The organism is Arcticibacter eurypsychrophilus (genome assembly GCF_001730525.1).
GTDB classification, from domain to species: Bacteria; Bacteroidota; Bacteroidia; order Sphingobacteriales; family Sphingobacteriaceae; genus Arcticibacter; species Arcticibacter eurypsychrophilus.
Map to the genome: position 1 here is coordinate 13,580 of NZ_MDFN01000018.1, position 15,108 is coordinate 28,687.

Sequence of the window (15,108 nt, forward strand, 5' to 3'; positions counted from 1 at the left end):
TTATTTGGTTTCTATCTTACAAATGCCATCGCAACACCCCCATCAACGTTAAGCACATTTCCAGTTGACTTGTTTAATAAACCACCTACCAATACGAAACATGCGTTGGCAATGTCGTCAGGTAAAATGATCTTATTAAGCAGTGTACGTTTAGCATAATACGCTGGTAATTCGGCAACTGTAACACCGTATGCTTTCGCACGGCCTTCTGCCCATCCGCTTTCCCAAATTTTACTATCAGAAATAACCGCATCAGGATTAACGACGTTAACACGGATACCATCACCCCCTAATTCAGCAGCATTTAACCTGCTTAGGTGTAACTGTGCTGCCTTGGCAGATCCATAACCGGCATTATTCGGTCCGGATACCAACGCATTTTTACTTACTATATTGATTATATCGCCACCCAAAGCCTGCTTACGCATTACTGCTAGTCCTTTTTGAGTAACCAGGAATTGACCTTTAACCAATACATCATATAAGATATCCCAGTCTTTTTCAGTATGATCCTGAATAGGCTTTGAAATGGATAATCCAGCACAATTTACGATAATATCTACACCTCCGAAAGCCAAAGCAGCTTCATTATAGGCATTTACTATTTTTTCTGAATCGGTAACATCTAATAATACTGCAGCAAAGGCATCTTTACCAAACTGGGTATTAAATTCGGTTCTTGCCGACTCTAACCTGCCTGAGTCATTATCATTAATCACAACTACACCACCTTCATCAACAAAGCGTTTTGCAATTGCCTTTCCAATACCTCCGGCACTACCAGTAATCAAGGCAATACGACCAGATAGTGGTTTGGGTTTTGGCTGACGGGATAGTTTTGCTTCCTCCAATAACCAATATTCAATATCAAAAGCTTCCTGACGAGGCAAAGAGGTATATTCAGATACCGCTTCAGCACCTTTCATCACATTTATTGCGTTGGTGTAGAACTCAGCGGCTACACGGGCAGTTTGTTTATCCTTTGAAAAGGTAAACATCCCTACTCCTGGATACAATACAACTACCGGATTAGAATCGCGGATAGCAGGACTATTATCATGTTTACAATTATCGTAATAGGCTCTATACATATGACGATAAGCTTCAAATGCCGGAGTTAGCTTTTCTTTTAAATCGTCAATATCAGCAAGATTTGCATTTGCTTCTAATTCCAATACAAGCGGACTGATCTTTGTACGAAGGAAATGGTCCGGACAGCTCGTTCCCATAGGCGCCAGGCGATCTAAATCATTTGAGTTAATGAACTCAAGTACGCGTACATCATCAGTGAAGTGGCCTATCATATGGCGCTCACTTGAACAAAATCCTCTTAAAACAGGGGCAATAGCTGCTGCTTGTTTTTTACGGGCATCAGCCTCAAGGCTTTCAATACGCTGTCCACCAAATACAGGACCCTTTTTACCGTAATTCTGCTCTAAGTACTCAGCTGATGCTTCAATGATTTCAAGACTATTGATGTAACAGTCGTATGCAGTATCTCCCCAGGTAAATAATCCATGAGAACCTAACATAATTCCACGGATTCCTGGATTTTCAGCAAGACATTGTTTTAATTGTAAGCCCAGGTCAAAGCCTGGTTTTTGCCAATCAACCCATCCAATGGCTCCGTTAAATAATTCTTGTGTTATTTTTCTACCGTCTTTTGCTGCTGCAATTGAAATAGCTGCATCAGGGTGAAGATGATCAATATGTTTGAAGGGAAGAAATCCGTGTAAGGGCGTATCAATAGAAGGAGCTTTTGACTTTAAGTCGAAGATACAGTGATTGAATAGTTCGACCATTTCATCTTCCTGCTCAATTCCTTTATACACATTTTCAAGACTTCTTAAACGGTCAACATACAGGCCTGCAAGTCCGCTACGTTTTAATGTACCAATATCACCACCAGAACCTTTGATCCACATCACTTCGGTATTATCTCCCGTTATTGGATCTTTTTCAATTGTCTTACAGGAGGTATTACCACCACCATAATTGGTAAGACGAAGGTCTGCCCCTAGCAAATTTGACCTGTAAATGAGTAATGCTACTTCATCGCCAGCAAGCTTTGCAGCAACGCTATCTTCCCATAGATAGTTGACGTGTTTAAATTCTTTTACGATAGACATATGTATATTTTTATTGATTTATTTTAAGGAGTTCCCATACCCCACAACTAAAACTGATATTACAATTACCAGAATTCCAGAAAGCACCGTAGCATATGTTTTCTTACTTACAAACTTCCATTCTTTTAACACAATACCCCAAACGTTGGCAACTAGAATAATGAATGCCATGTGTAAAATCCATGAACTTGGTCCGTTACCTAATCTGCTTTCCCCCATTCCATAAAAGAAGAACTGAAGAAACCAGGTTAGTCCTGCCAAAGCAGAGAAAATTATATTACGAAGAATAGGCGTATTTTTATTGGTATAATCTCCAAAAGTTTTATTCTGCGCATTTAAGATCATACACCATATAAAGTTAGTTGTTAATCCACCCCATAGTATAACCACATAAGTGACATTATTTTGAAACAGAAACTCACCCTGACCAGGATTAGCACTTTTCCAAATTTCATTGGCAACCTCAGCCATTGGCTTTCCGGCTTCTAAAGCGAAATTAAAACAGGCACTTAATACACCCGAAATAATGGCTACTGTAAGACCAAGGCCTATTTTGAACTCCGTATTACTGGCATCCTTAGTTTTGTCTCCTAATTCCTTTTCTTTCATCATACCGGCTTTACCGCAAATGATGATTCCTATGATACATATTACAATACCTAATAAAACCATTTGTCCCCACTGACTTGAAATAAGCATAGTGAAGGTGTCTTTTCCCGGTGAAGGAAAAAAATCATAATAAATGGAAGGTATTAAAGATCCGAATACAGAACAAAGTCCCAATATAATGGAGCTTCCTAATGAAACCCCAAGATACCTTACACCAAGTCCATAAGTTAATCCTCCGATTCCCCAAAGGGTTCCAAAGAAGTAAGTCAACCATAAAATACCACCATCAGTGCGCGCTATAATTTCCAGATATCCAGGAATGGTTAAGTAAGCGGCAAGAGGAGGTACTATTAGCCAGGAAAATATCCCGCCTACAATCCAATAACTTTCCCAAGCCCATCCTTTAACTTTTTTATAAGGTATATAAAAGCTTCCTGAGGCAAATCCTCCGATAAAATGAAAAAGAACTCCAAATATTGCTGACATTTAATTGTGGTTATAAAATTAGTTTGGCTAAAACTAACTAAAACGGACTGTACATCCGTCATGCACTGTCATGTAAAAAATAAACATTTCTTTGCACGACAGTACATGAGCTAATAGCTATGAGTCAAATTCAGCATACCAATTGATTAAAAAAGCAGATTCGTTTCCTGCAGGTTTACTCTAATGTCGAACTGTTGTAATAAATGGAGAACTAATAGCGTCCTATAGAAATTTCATATGCTACTGACTAAACCCAGGTTAATGAGCATTACTTAAATTTAAGCCAAGGCGGATAACCATTAGTGCAAACCGACCCTTCTAATTAATCTCTTCCTTTACGCTTCCGCAAGAACTCATCTGATCACCATAGTATGGATTTTTGATAGTCGATTCGCTTGCCAACCAGTAGCCACCATCTCCATTGTTTGCCATAGGGCAAAATTGCTTATAAACAATTCCGGATGAGAGCTTCGATCCTTTAATAATTTTCTCAACCTCTGCACTTAGGGGAGTTAGTAAACCCCGCTGTACTTCCAAAGAAGATACACTTGCCATTTTAATTGAGAGATCTGCGCCTTTTGAACTAGCTACTGCAGTCAAGGCAGTTTTTAGAGTCAAAGCAGCAGATTTCACCTGCACCACATTGGCGTTAAACAATGCATTTTTTAACTGAATATAACTATTATATACCTGTTTAACTTTTGAATCGCTGAATACAGGCGGAATACTCTGGATCGATTTGCTGTTATTTGCTTGCGCTACAGAAGCACTTTGATTTGTTTTAGTATCTGAAGAACAGGCTACCAGGGTAATAAATACGATAAAAGCCAAGGACATCAGCGATTTTACTAAATAGTTTCTTTTCATGTTTGTTGTTATATTAAAGATAAAAGAGGAAGCACAGGAATGAACTTATTTCTTATTTAGGTTTTATCATCCTGTGGGTACGCTGCAAATTAGGTTATTTTAGTTTTTCGAAGCGATAAAACTGTATTATTTTTTTACTTGCTAAATAAATCAGCGGGTCAAATCTACGGATAGAGCTGCCAGAACAAAAACAGATCACTTTAAAAATCACATTGATTGCTTAAACCACAATAAAAAAGAGCTTTACATGAATACATTAAGTAATTTCTTCTTTTTAGCACATCCTCTGCAATCGCTTTCTGATATAGAAACGGGAATTCTATATTTTAAATTGTCGGAAAAGTATATTAAGTGATTCTTGATACCAAAGGATAGTATAAGGTTTTACTTTAACTTCAACATGTGTAGAAGAGCCGAACCAATTATTAAAAAGGGATTGAATTAAATAAAGAACAGGCATGGATGGGCTGTGCATGGGCAGCTTATCTCCGGCACTTTGCATATTGTTATGAATAGAGATTTTCTGATTGTAACAGCAGCTTTTACCGGTTAGCGAGAAAGCGGGTCTATTATTTAGCAAACTGTCTTTTGCACCTTCTTTGTGCATTTGACAACCTTTAGATTCGGCAAAAAAATTGATTCCTTTTATTTTACCACAGCAATGCTGAACAGAAATAGTAAATCCACTAGCTGAGGTAATGACTATCAGAGCCAAAAATTGATAAACAATTCTTTTAATTGATTGCATTTGGATACAAAAATAATAATTTACATTAGTTTACAATATAATATATGCCAGATATTTATCTTTTCAATGGTACGAAAGCTTTGTGATATTATAAATTTATTACTTTTGATGAGAATTAAGGTATATCTTTTCAAATGAATGATGCAACCCTTTTACATGCTATTATAGAAAATGCCATTGATGGTATTATTACGATTGACAAAAAAGGAATTGTTGAATCTATTAACCCATCTGCTTGCCTATTATTTGGATATACTCCACAAGAGGTAATAGGCCATAATATATCCATGCTCATGGCGGAACCTGATCATTCCCGACATGATCAGTACCTACATCGTTACAATACAACAAAGGAACGTCACATCATTGGGATAGGCAGAGAGGTAAAGGGTTTGCGAAAAAATGGCACTCAGTTTCCCTTCCGCTTAGGAGTAAGCGAAGTGATTCTGTCAGACCGCACCATCTTTACCGGCTTTGTCAACGATCTTAGCAGGGAAAAAGCTGCAGAGGAAAGGATTAAAAACCATGCGGCACAATTAGAAGAGCTGGTAGAAGAGCGTACTGCGTCATTGAGAAAGACCGTTCGGGCATTACAGGAAGCGAAGGAAGAAGTGAGTTTATCTTTGGAAAAAGAAAAGGAATTAAGCCAGCTTAAAAGCAGGTTTGTTTCGATGGCTTCACATGAGTTCCGTACCCCATTGAGTTCGGTTCAACTGTCAGCATCTCTGATTGAGAAATATTCGCAGCAGGAAGATCCAACCAATATTACCAAGCATGTAAATAAAATCAAAAATGCAGTAGGTAATCTAACCGCCATATTGAATGATTTTCTTTCCCTTGAAAAACTGGAAGCCGGAAGGGTTGAACCGACTTACACGCACTTTGATGTAGTTAAATTATCGGAAGAGATTACTGAAGAAATGCAAATGATTACCAAACAGAATCAAAATATCATTTATGAACATACGGGACTGACCAGTATGGTTATCCTGGATCAGAATCTACTTAAGAATTGTATCATCAACCTAATTACCAATGCGATTAAATACTCCGGAGAGAACACCTTTATAGAATTTAATTCAGAAGTAACAGAAAAAGAATACATTTTAACCGTTAGAGATAATGGTATTGGCATCCCGGATGCAGATCAAAAACACTTGTTTCAACCATTTTTCCGTGCTCATAATACAGGGAATATTCCTGGCACCGGATTAGGACTTAATATTGTAAGGCGCTATGCCGGTTTAATGAACGGCAAGGTTGAATTCGAAAGCATTATAAATAAAGGAACTACATTTACTATATCTTTTTCTTCAAATAATGAAAAAAACATCCATTCTTATAATTGAGGATAATGATGATATCCGTGAAAGCACTACGGAGATTTTAGAATTAGCAAACTATACTGTATTTCATGCAAACAATGGAAAAACCGGTGTGGAATTAGCTGTTAAACACCTGCCAGATATCATTTTATGTGATATTATGATGCCGGAGCTTGATGGTTACGGAGTATTGTTTATGCTAGGTAAAACACCCGAAACATCAACTATCCCTTTTATATTTTTAACAGCAAAAGCGGAACGAATTGACATGCGAAAAGGCATGGAAATGGGCGCCGACGACTATCTTACCAAACCATTCGATGACGTTGAATTACTGAACGCCATTGAAAGCCGGCTTAATAAAAGAGATAAACAAGAAGCTTTCTATAACAAGTCTTTAGAAAAACTGGACAATCTCGTTGGGCGGGGAGATGGTCTTGCAGAACTACAAAAGCTTGTAGCCGATCGTAAAATCAGAACAGTAAAGAAAAAACAAGTTATCTATTATGAAGGCGATAATCCTTCAGGTCTATATTTAATTTTAAATGGCAAGGTTAAGACCTTCAAATTAAGTAATGATGGCAGAGAGCTTCTCACATCCATTTATGGTCCGGATGAATATATTGGTGTCAATGCACTGCTCTCCAATGATGTATATCATGAAACGTCAGAAGCGGTAGAGGATACTTCCATCTGCATGCTTCCTAAAGAAATGATCGATCAGCTGGTTAATCATTATCCACAGGTAGGACGCGCATTTATAAAAATACTTTCGAACAATTTGAAAGAAAAGGAAGATCAGCTATTGCAGCTAGCATACCATTCCGTTAGAAAAAGAATGGCTCAGGTTCTTCTCCGTCTGGCAGGAAGCGACCCGGAAAAAGGCGTATTACGGATTTCCAGAGATGACCTTGCTGCTATGGCAGGAATGGCTACTGAAACAGTAAGCCGTACTTTAAGTGATTTTAAAGATGAAGGACTGATAGAAAAAAAGGGCAGCCAGATAATCATTTTAAACGCAACAAAACTAATAAATATGAAAAACTGACCAAAGTCATTTTCTTGCCTGATTTCCCTCATTCCAAGTTACAACTCTCATTCTTATCTTTGAGGTAATATTGTCAATTTACATTATCTATTTAAGAATGAGAGCCGTAGCATACAGTATAAGGTCCTTTGAAAAGGAACCACTGGCAAAAGCCAATCATAAGAAGCACGAAATTACATTAATATCAAATGAACTTGGTATTGAAACAGCCGAATATGCCACTGGGAAAGAGGTTGTTATAATCTCTGACAAGGATAAAGTTACATTGAGCGTCATAGAAAAACTTGCTGCTTTAGGAATAAAATTTATTTCAAGCAGATCTTTAGCCCTTGAACATATAGACAAAAAAGCAGCTGCTTTACATGATATAAAACTTGCTTCGATATCTGTATCAAATGCAGATTCAGCGACAATGGATGCGACATTATATCATTCTAAGATTGCTAATGACACTATACACAATCTGGATTATTGGCAGAACTCGAAATGCAATGGAGATAGTTGTACTATTTCACAGGATTGCGAAAGCCATATTATTGCAGGTGAGTTTCAGAGCCGAATAGATAAAAACCCTGAAAGATGAACGTTGAAGAAGATTTAATCAATAAATACCATGTTCCAGCACCACGTTATACCAGTTATCCAACTGTTCCTTATTGGAATGCGGAGTTTATGGGAAATGACGAATGGATCAAATCTGTCCAGTTTTCATTCGAAGAAAGTAACACACGCGATGGAATAAGTTTATACGTTCACTTACCTTTCTGCGAAAACTTGTGTACTTATTGTGGTTGCAACACCCGCATTACCAAAAATCATACTGTTGAAGAACCTTATATTCAAACCTTACTTAAAGAATGGGATTTATATAAATCTCTATTTACGGAGAAGCCTGTAATTAAGGAAATTCATTTAGGTGGAGGTACCCCTACATTTTTCAGTCCGGACAATTTAGAGCTATTGATAAAGGGATTGTTTAAAGATGCCATTACACATCAGCAAGCAGAATTTTCATTCGAAGGACACCCTGCTAACACCACAGAAGAACATCTTAAAACATTATACAAACTTGGATTCAGGAGAGTAAGCCTGGGGATTCAGGATTTTGATCCACTGGTACAAGTTGTGATCAACCGCATGCAATCCTATGAAGACGTAAAATCAGTTACTGATTTTGCCAGGGCAATTGGTTATTTATCGGTTAATTATGATTTAATTTATGGACTTCCAATTCAAACATTGGAAGGTTTGGAAAAGACAATCCATAAAACACTTTTATTAATGCCCGATAGGATTGCGTTTTATAGTTACGCTCACGTGCCTTGGGTTAAACCCGGACAAAGGCGATACACAGAGAAAGATCTTCCTTCTGTTGAATTAAAGCAAAAGTTATATGAGCTAGGCCGGGAAATGCTGATCAATGCAGGATACCTGGAAATCGGCATGGATCATTTTGCATTGCCATCCGATTCCTTATATAAAGCTCAGATTGAAGGTCATTTGCACCGAAACTTTATGGGTTATACACATCAGTACACTCAACTGATGATTGGTCTGGGTGTGTCTTCTATCAGTGATACGCTTTACGCATTTGCTCAGAATGAGAAAAAAGTAGAAGATTACAGGGCCCGTGTTGAAGAAGGGAAAATACCTGTATTTAAAGGTCACCTGCTCACTAAAGAAGATTTGATTATGCGTCAGCATATTCAAAACATCATGTGTAATGGCAGTACCTCATGGCAGGATACTAACCTTCAATGTAAGGCACTCATGGACGGATTAAAGCGTCTTGAATCACTTGAAGAAGACGGGTTACTAACATTAGAGCCCTTTAAGCTGGTTGTACTTCCTCAGGGGCAACGTTTCCTTCGTAATATATGTATGGCGCTGGATGCTAGACTGTGGGCTAATCAGCCTAAAACTGTCATGTTTAGTATGGCAGGATAAAGTTTATTCGCAGACTTCTGAATTATCTAAAACAGGAGGACTCAAGTAAGGGATACTTAATGCCGATCCTCTTAAAATAAACCACAATCCCAAACAAATCATAAAATAAGGGACTATCCGATTGATCTTTTGCTTAAAGAAGGAACTTACCATTCCCATGCCGAAGGTTGCAATCAGCATCAACGGTAAAGTGCCTAATCCAAAAAGAGCCATATACAATGCCGAATCCATCACATTACCTGTATTTACTGCTCCTGCAAGAGCCAGGTACACAAATCCGCAAGGCAAAAACCCATTCAAGAGTCCTGTAATTAAGTGATTTGCTTTATGCCGCAGTGCATAAGAAAACAATTTATTATAGTAGGTTATAACTACTGAAGATTGATTTCTTAAAAATTGTCTTCTATTTAGTTGAGATAAAGCGGCTAAGATAATAAAAACACCACTTAAGATACTTACCGATTGCTGTAATCCGGAAAGCCAAAGCTGCTTTCCGATGATACCTATTATTATACCCAGAATGCTATAAGATATAATTCTCCCTACCTGATACATTAATTTATCAAGCAACACCAACCAGCGATTTGAATGTTTCGAAGGAATAGCAAAAGCCAATGGACCGCACATCCCTAAACAATGCACACTACCGAACAACCCCGTGAAAAATGCTAGTGCCCAAAGACTCATTGTATGTGCATTTTTTTCTTGAACAGATAGCTTGTATTATCACTTTTCCACTCTAATACGGCATGCCAATATCCATTGGACAGGTCTTTAAGGGATAAGGCCGCATTCCCATCTGCATCAGTATTCACCTGATATAAACGATCCAGTTTTTTATTACTGGCATGCAAAAACTTAATCGTTCCGGTTGCCTGCTTCTTAAACTGTATGTCGATACTTTTATTGATACCCAATGTTATTGTAGGCTCAGCATGATATATAGCTACATTTCTGGCTCTATTATAGTCTAAATCATAACTTAAACCTTTTTCATAATAATCACTTTCCACTAAATCATCTTTATCACTAAAGATCATCTTTGTACTTAGCACTACTATAAAAGAAATAAATAATCCTAATGCGATCACTAATTTTGTTCCCCAGTTCATCTCTTTTTAATTAGGTGGTGCAATAAAAGTTGTTTCTATATTTTCAAGCACCTTACCAGCAGATAGTACTTGAAGCTTGATATCAGATTTATACGATTTAATATTTTTGATATCCTGTATAATGAAAAAGGTAATCTTCATACTAGCACCCTTTTTCAACTCTTCCGGCTTAGTAATATACTGAATTTGTGTACCTGAACCTTGTGGTACAACTTGAAATTTGATCGATTGACTCGTGCGATTATAAAACTCCGCGTTGTATAAATTACTTACTGTTGTTCCATCATCCCTCATTTGATACAAGGTACCTGAAGCTCTTAATATAGTTGTTTCAATATCAGTCCTTCTGAGTATTAAAAAAGAAAGTATCGCACTCAGAATTAATATAAGCGCAGCATATGAATATATCCTGCGGCCTACTGTAAACTGCTTACGATTTGTGATATGCTCATCAGAGAAAAATCCAATTAAGCGTTTCGGCCTATTGATCTTTTTCATCACCATATCGCATGCATCTATACACAGGGTGCAATTAATACATTCCATTTGTGTACCGTTACGGATGTCAATACCCGTTGGACAAACGTCCACACATAAACCACAATCCACACAATCGCCTATTACATCCGGTTCTGCCTCTCGTTTTCTTTTACCTCTTGGTTCTCCCCGAACATAATCATAAGCAACAATCATCGAGTTACTATCCAGCAATACGCCTTGCAAACGACCATAAGGACAAACCATTGTACAAACAAGTTCCCTAATTTTTGAGAATACAATATAAAACACAAAGGTGAAAATACAGATCGATATAAATCCGGTAACATGACCAGCGAGTGGCTCTGTAATGATTTGTATCAGTTGATCAGAGCCGATAATATAAGATAGAAATATATTCGAGATCAAAAAGGAAATTAAAAGAAACAGAAAATGCTTGCTTGTCTTCTTCAAAATCTTTTCGGTAGTCATCGGCCCATTATCCAACTTCTTTTGCTGTTTGGCATCCCCTTCTATCCATCGTTCTATCCTGCGGAATACCATTTCCATAAAAATAGTTTGAGGACAAGCCCAACCACAGAACACCCTTCCAAACAAAGAAGTAAAGAGCACAATGAATACAATGAAAATCAATGTACCTAATACAAAAAGATAGAAGTCCTGAGGAACGAATATAACCCCAAAAAAAGCAAAACGTCTTTCCAGTATATTCAACAAAATGAGCTGTTCACCATTTACTTTAATAAATGGACCAGCAAAAAGCAAAGTCAAAAGTGCTCCCGCAAAGATATTCCTAAGTATATAAAGTTTTCCCTTTATAAGTTTAGGATACATCCATTTACGGCCTTTCCCATCTTCAGTAATAGTACTTACGTGATCTTTATAAGATGATGTTTTATCAACCATGAATAAATCCCTATTTAAGTATGAATAGATTCAGGAAACCTTAAACTTCCTTATTCCCCTGAGATGCTTTTGCACCTGCAGGATTAGTTCCTTTTAAAGACAAAATGTAATTTGCGACTTCAGCAATTTGCTTAGGGGTTAATGTCTTTTCCCATGAAATCATTCCCTTTTCAGGAATTCCATATTTAACAGTTTTAAATACCATATTAACGCTTCCACCGTGCAGCCAATACGCATCAGTAAGATTCGGTCCAACTGTTCCCTGTCCTTTATCTCCGTGACAAGCCACACAATTGCTTGTAAAAACTGCTTTTCCCAATGAAATAGTTGAAGCCTCTTTATCCACCTTTACCGAATTCTCATCAATCACATTCGCAGCAGTTGCAAGGTATTCAGCTTTCGAAACTTTAGCTTCCTCCATTTCCACCACATACTCTTCATCCTGGAGTTTACCCCATTTAAATACATGGTAGTTTAACATATAACCAACACCAAATAGGATAGAAGCATAAAACAACCACATGAACCAAGGTGGAGTAGGATTATCAAGCTCAGAAATACCGTCGAACTGATGTTCCATCACAATATCCTTTTCTTCCTCCATCGGTCTTAAACTTAACAGTTTAGTAAAAATAGAAGGTTTGCTTTTCTTTAACGTAAGCCAATCCTCAAACTCAAGCTTAACTACAGGTTCACGAGCCACATATGCAGTTGGATTTGTAAGTTCACGGGCTAGAATCTTAAAAGTCCGGAGCAATACAAAGGATACAATAAGCATCACCAAGGCCGCAAGGATAAAAACAGCTATAACAATATTCATCATTGTATTCCCCGGTGAAGCAGGAGCAGCCGTCACAACTTCAACTGCCTTTTCCTGTGCAGAAGCCGGAATACTGATCACAAGCATGAGTAATATTTTATAAATGTGTTTCATTATATTCGGGTTCTGGGTTATCTGTTTTATTTATATCACTTTCAAATGGCATTTCACTCATATACTTGATATGATCTTTTTTCATAAAAAAAAGCATAATAGAAACCACAATAAAAAATACGAGAAATATTCCAAAAGAGGTTATCAGGTAAACCTGACTTCCATCTACTGAACTTATAAATTGTCTGAACATGGCTATAAAATTTATAGAATTAATTAGTTACTGCAGTTATATTCGCTTTTATATCGACACCTAAGCGTTGGAGGTAACTAATAACAGCAATAATCTCTTTATCGCTTTTGACTTTAATATTATCCTTTACAAGATTAGCAGAAATTGCAGCAGCCTGTTTCTTCAGGTCGGCATTAGCTTCATTTTCGAAACCCTCTGGATATGGAACACCCAAAGACCGCATTGCATTGATCTTAGCGAAGGTTGTGGTAATATCCAGCTCTTGCTCAGTTAACCAAGGATATGGAGGCATGATACTTCCTGGAGACATTGTTGTTGGATCAAACAGGTGATTAAAATGCCATGCATTGGAATACTTTCCTCCAACTCTATGCAAATCAGGACCTATACGTTTAGATCCCCAAAGGAATGGATGATCATAAACATATTCACCAGCCTTGCTGTACTCCCCGTAGCGTTCAGTTTCTGAACGAAAAGGACGAACAGTTTGAGTATGACAGTTCACACATCCTTCGCGAATGTAAATATCACGTCCCTGAAGTTCTAAAGGAGAGTAAGGCTTTACACTAGCGATTGTAGGCACATTTGAAGAAATCATAAATGTGGGCATCATCTCTACCAATCCACCGATCAATATAGCTACAAGAGACAGCACAAGGAATTGCATTGGCCGGCGTTCAAGCTTACGGTGCCAACCCTTATCAGTACCTTCTGGAACAAAAGCAACAGTTAAAGGCATCGCTTCCGCCGGTTCATTGGCTAAAAGTTTACCTTGAGCCATGGTTTTCCAAAGATTCCAAGTCATCACAATTACTCCAGCCAGATATAACGTTCCTCCTACAGCACGCAAAACATGCATTGGAATAATCGCTAAAGTAGTTTCAAGAAAATTTGGATATTTCAACATCCCTTCGGGAGTAAATTCTTTCCACATCAGGCCTTGGGTAAAACCAGACCAATACATCGGAACAGCATAGAATAAAATCCCCAAGGTTCCTATCCAGAAATGGAAACTCGCCGCTTTTTTAGAATATAATGCAGTTTGATAAATCCGTGGAATTAACCAGTACAAGATCGCGAAGGTTAGGAAACCATTCCATCCCAAAGCCCCTACGTGCACGTGTGCTACAATCCAATCCGTAAAGTGAGCAATACCATTAATTTGCTTTAAGGCTAGCATCGGACCTTCAAAAGTGGCCATACCATAGGCAGTTATGCCTACAACCATAAATTTAAGAATAGCATCATCACGCACTTTATCCCAGGCCCCCCTAAGAGTAAGAAGTCCGTTGATCATACCACCCCAACTTGGAGCAATCAACATAATGGAAAAGGCTACACCTAACGATTGTGCCCATGAAGGCAATGAGGTATATAATAAATGATGGGGACCAGCCCATATATAAATAAAGATCAGCGCCCAAAAATGGAGGATACTTAGTTTGTAAGAGTATATCGGGCGATTGGCCATTTTAGGAAGGAAATAATACATCATTCCTAAAAAAGGTGTAGTCAAGAAAAACGCAACTGCATTATGCCCGTACCACCATTGCACCAAAGCATCCTGTACTCCTGCGTAAACATAGTAGCTTTTAAAAAAGGAAATGGGCAACTCAAATGAATTAACCAAATGGAGAACAGCAACAGTTACAAAGGTGGCTATGTAAAACCAAATGGCTACATACATGTGTCTTTCGCGCCGTTTAATGATGGTTCCAAACATGTTGACCCCAAATATTACCCAGATCAAGGTGATCATAATATCTATAGGCCATTCCAGTTCAGCATACTCATGAGAAGTAGTTAATCCTAATGGTAAGGTAATTACCGCTGAAACGATAATAAATTGCCATCCCCAAAAATGTATATTACTCAGGAGATCACTAAACATTCGCGCTTTTAGAAGTCTTTGTAAGGAGTAGTAAACACCCATAAAAATCGCATTCCCCACAAATGCAAAAACCACGGCATTGGTATGCAATGGCCTTATACGCCCAAATGACGTGTATTGCGATGACATATTCATAGCCGGCTGAAATAACTGTGAAGCGATTAGTAGCCCCACTGTCATTCCTATTAAACCCCAAACAATGGTAGCAATTGCAAAGTTCCGGACGGTTTTGTTGTCGTATTCAAATTTCTCAAGCTGCATATTCAAAAAATAGGTTATGTATTCCTAATGCCAAAAATAGTTTGTTATAACTTCTATTTGAATGATATCTATTTCATTATAAAGTGACATAGGTCACTTTATAAAACTTACCAATTAAGAAAACATTTTAAATGATCCGTTTATTAACTATTTA

General features: G+C 37.7%; 14 protein-coding genes. 4 read left to right on the forward strand and 10 right to left on the reverse strand.

The features are described from left to right. Positions 1 to 11 precede the first annotated feature (11 nt). The 4 genes from BFL47_RS11140 to BFL47_RS11155 form a co-directional block, all read right to left on the reverse strand. Positions 12 to 2,129 (reverse strand): bifunctional aldolase/short-chain dehydrogenase, encoded by a 2,118-nt coding sequence (locus BFL47_RS11140; protein WP_069659874.1) that lies wholly within the window; start codon positions 2,127 to 2,129, stop codon positions 12 to 14. A gap of 18 nt (positions 2,130 to 2,147) precedes the next feature. Next, entirely contained in the window at positions 2,148 to 3,224 is a 1,077-nt protein-coding gene (gene rhaT / locus BFL47_RS11145; RefSeq protein WP_069659875.1) for an L-rhamnose/proton symporter RhaT, read from the reverse strand. Between the two features lie 318 nt (positions 3,225 to 3,542). Then, positions 3,543 to 4,091: a DUF3347 domain-containing protein gene (locus tag BFL47_RS11150; RefSeq protein WP_069659876.1), complete on the reverse strand. Its 549-nt coding sequence runs from the start codon at positions 4,089 to 4,091 to the stop codon at positions 3,543 to 3,545. A 319-nt stretch (positions 4,092 to 4,410) separates the two neighbouring features. After that, entirely contained in the window at positions 4,411 to 4,839 is a 429-nt protein-coding gene (locus BFL47_RS11155; protein ID WP_069659877.1) for an HYC_CC_PP family protein, read from the reverse strand. Between the two features lie 134 nt (positions 4,840 to 4,973). Between BFL47_RS11155 and BFL47_RS11160 the strand changes: the two genes are divergently transcribed. The 4 genes from BFL47_RS11160 (at position 4,974) to hemN (ending at position 9,159) form a co-directional block, all read left to right on the forward strand. Beyond that, a complete protein-coding gene (locus BFL47_RS11160; protein ID WP_069659878.1) occupies positions 4,974 to 6,188 on the forward strand; it encodes a PAS domain-containing sensor histidine kinase in 1,215 nt (404 codons plus the stop codon). Next, positions 6,160 to 7,212, forward strand: a complete 1,053-nt coding sequence (locus tag BFL47_RS11165) for a response regulator (protein ID WP_069659879.1) — start codon at positions 6,160 to 6,162, stop codon at positions 7,210 to 7,212. Before BFL47_RS11160 ends, BFL47_RS11165 begins: the two co-directional genes overlap by 29 nt. Before the next feature lie 97 nt (positions 7,213 to 7,309). Further along, entirely contained in the window at positions 7,310 to 7,795 is a 486-nt protein-coding gene (locus BFL47_RS11170) for a Rossmann-fold NAD(P)-binding domain-containing protein (RefSeq protein WP_069659880.1), read from the forward strand. Further along, a complete protein-coding gene (hemN, locus tag BFL47_RS11175) occupies positions 7,792 to 9,159 on the forward strand; it encodes an oxygen-independent coproporphyrinogen III oxidase (RefSeq protein ID WP_069659881.1) in 1,368 nt (455 codons plus the stop codon). The genes BFL47_RS11170 and hemN overlap by 4 nt, the downstream gene beginning before the upstream one ends. Before the next feature lie 3 nt (positions 9,160 to 9,162). Here the strand turns inward: hemN and BFL47_RS11180 are convergent, their stop codons facing one another. From BFL47_RS11180 to ccoN, 6 genes are read right to left on the reverse strand one after another with little or no spacing between them, the layout of a single operon-like run. Continuing rightward, positions 9,163 to 9,846 (reverse strand): sulfite exporter TauE/SafE family protein, encoded by a 684-nt coding sequence (locus tag BFL47_RS11180; protein ID WP_069659882.1) that lies wholly within the window; start codon positions 9,844 to 9,846, stop codon positions 9,163 to 9,165. After that, complete coding sequence (locus BFL47_RS11185; RefSeq protein ID WP_069659883.1) at positions 9,843 to 10,271, reverse strand: FixH family protein; 429 nt, start codon at positions 10,269 to 10,271, stop codon at positions 9,843 to 9,845. Before BFL47_RS11185 ends, BFL47_RS11180 begins: the two co-directional genes overlap by 4 nt. A gap of 6 nt (positions 10,272 to 10,277) precedes the next feature. Beyond that, entirely contained in the window at positions 10,278 to 11,675 is a 1,398-nt protein-coding gene (gene ccoG, locus BFL47_RS11190; RefSeq protein WP_069659884.1) for a cytochrome c oxidase accessory protein CcoG, read from the reverse strand. Between the two features lie 40 nt (positions 11,676 to 11,715). Further along, on the reverse strand, positions 11,716 to 12,609 hold the full coding sequence (locus tag BFL47_RS11195; RefSeq protein WP_245681354.1) for a cbb3-type cytochrome c oxidase N-terminal domain-containing protein: 894 nt from the start codon (positions 12,607 to 12,609) through the stop codon (positions 11,716 to 11,718). Beyond that, positions 12,593 to 12,802, reverse strand: coding sequence for a hypothetical protein (locus tag BFL47_RS11200; RefSeq protein WP_069659886.1), 210 nt, complete (start codon positions 12,800 to 12,802; stop codon positions 12,593 to 12,595). Before BFL47_RS11200 ends, BFL47_RS11195 begins: the two co-directional genes overlap by 17 nt. A 19-nt stretch (positions 12,803 to 12,821) precedes the next feature. Next, the gene (gene ccoN / locus BFL47_RS11205; protein WP_069659887.1) at positions 12,822 to 14,954 is read right to left on the reverse strand and encodes a cytochrome-c oxidase, cbb3-type subunit I; all 2,133 of its coding nucleotides are present in this window, start codon (positions 14,952 to 14,954) and stop codon (positions 12,822 to 12,824) included. Positions 14,955 to 15,108: the final 154 nt, after the last annotated feature.

Coding starts and splice junctions, on each gene's coding strand:
- BFL47_RS11140 (WP_069659874.1), bottom strand. CDS start 2,129: ATGTCTATCGTAAAAGAATTTAAACACGTCAACTATCTATGGGAAGAT.
- rhaT (WP_069659875.1), bottom strand. CDS start 3,224: ATGTCAGCAATATTTGGAGTTCTTTTTCATTTTATCGGAGGATTTGCC.
- BFL47_RS11150 (WP_069659876.1), bottom strand. CDS start 4,091: ATGAAAAGAAACTATTTAGTAAAATCGCTGATGTCCTTGGCTTTTATC.
- BFL47_RS11155 (WP_069659877.1), bottom strand. CDS start 4,839: ATGCAATCAATTAAAAGAATTGTTTATCAATTTTTGGCTCTGATAGTC.
- BFL47_RS11160 (WP_069659878.1), top strand. CDS start 4,974: ATGAATGATGCAACCCTTTTACATGCTATTATAGAAAATGCCATTGAT.
- BFL47_RS11165 (WP_069659879.1), top strand. CDS start 6,160: ATGAAAAAAACATCCATTCTTATAATTGAGGATAATGATGATATCCGT.
- BFL47_RS11170 (WP_069659880.1), top strand. CDS start 7,310: ATGAGAGCCGTAGCATACAGTATAAGGTCCTTTGAAAAGGAACCACTG.
- hemN (WP_069659881.1), top strand. CDS start 7,792: ATGAACGTTGAAGAAGATTTAATCAATAAATACCATGTTCCAGCACCA.
- BFL47_RS11180 (WP_069659882.1), bottom strand. CDS start 9,846: ATGAGTCTTTGGGCACTAGCATTTTTCACGGGGTTGTTCGGTAGTGTG.
- BFL47_RS11185 (WP_069659883.1), bottom strand. CDS start 10,271: ATGAACTGGGGAACAAAATTAGTGATCGCATTAGGATTATTTATTTCT.
- ccoG (WP_069659884.1), bottom strand. CDS start 11,675: ATGGTTGATAAAACATCATCTTATAAAGATCACGTAAGTACTATTACT.
- BFL47_RS11195 (WP_245681354.1), bottom strand. CDS start 12,609: ATGAAACACATTTATAAAATATTACTCATGCTTGTGATCAGTATTCCG.
- BFL47_RS11200 (WP_069659886.1), bottom strand. CDS start 12,802: ATGTTCAGACAATTTATAAGTTCAGTAGATGGAAGTCAGGTTTACCTG.
- ccoN (WP_069659887.1), bottom strand. CDS start 14,954: ATGCAGCTTGAGAAATTTGAATACGACAACAAAACCGTCCGGAACTTT.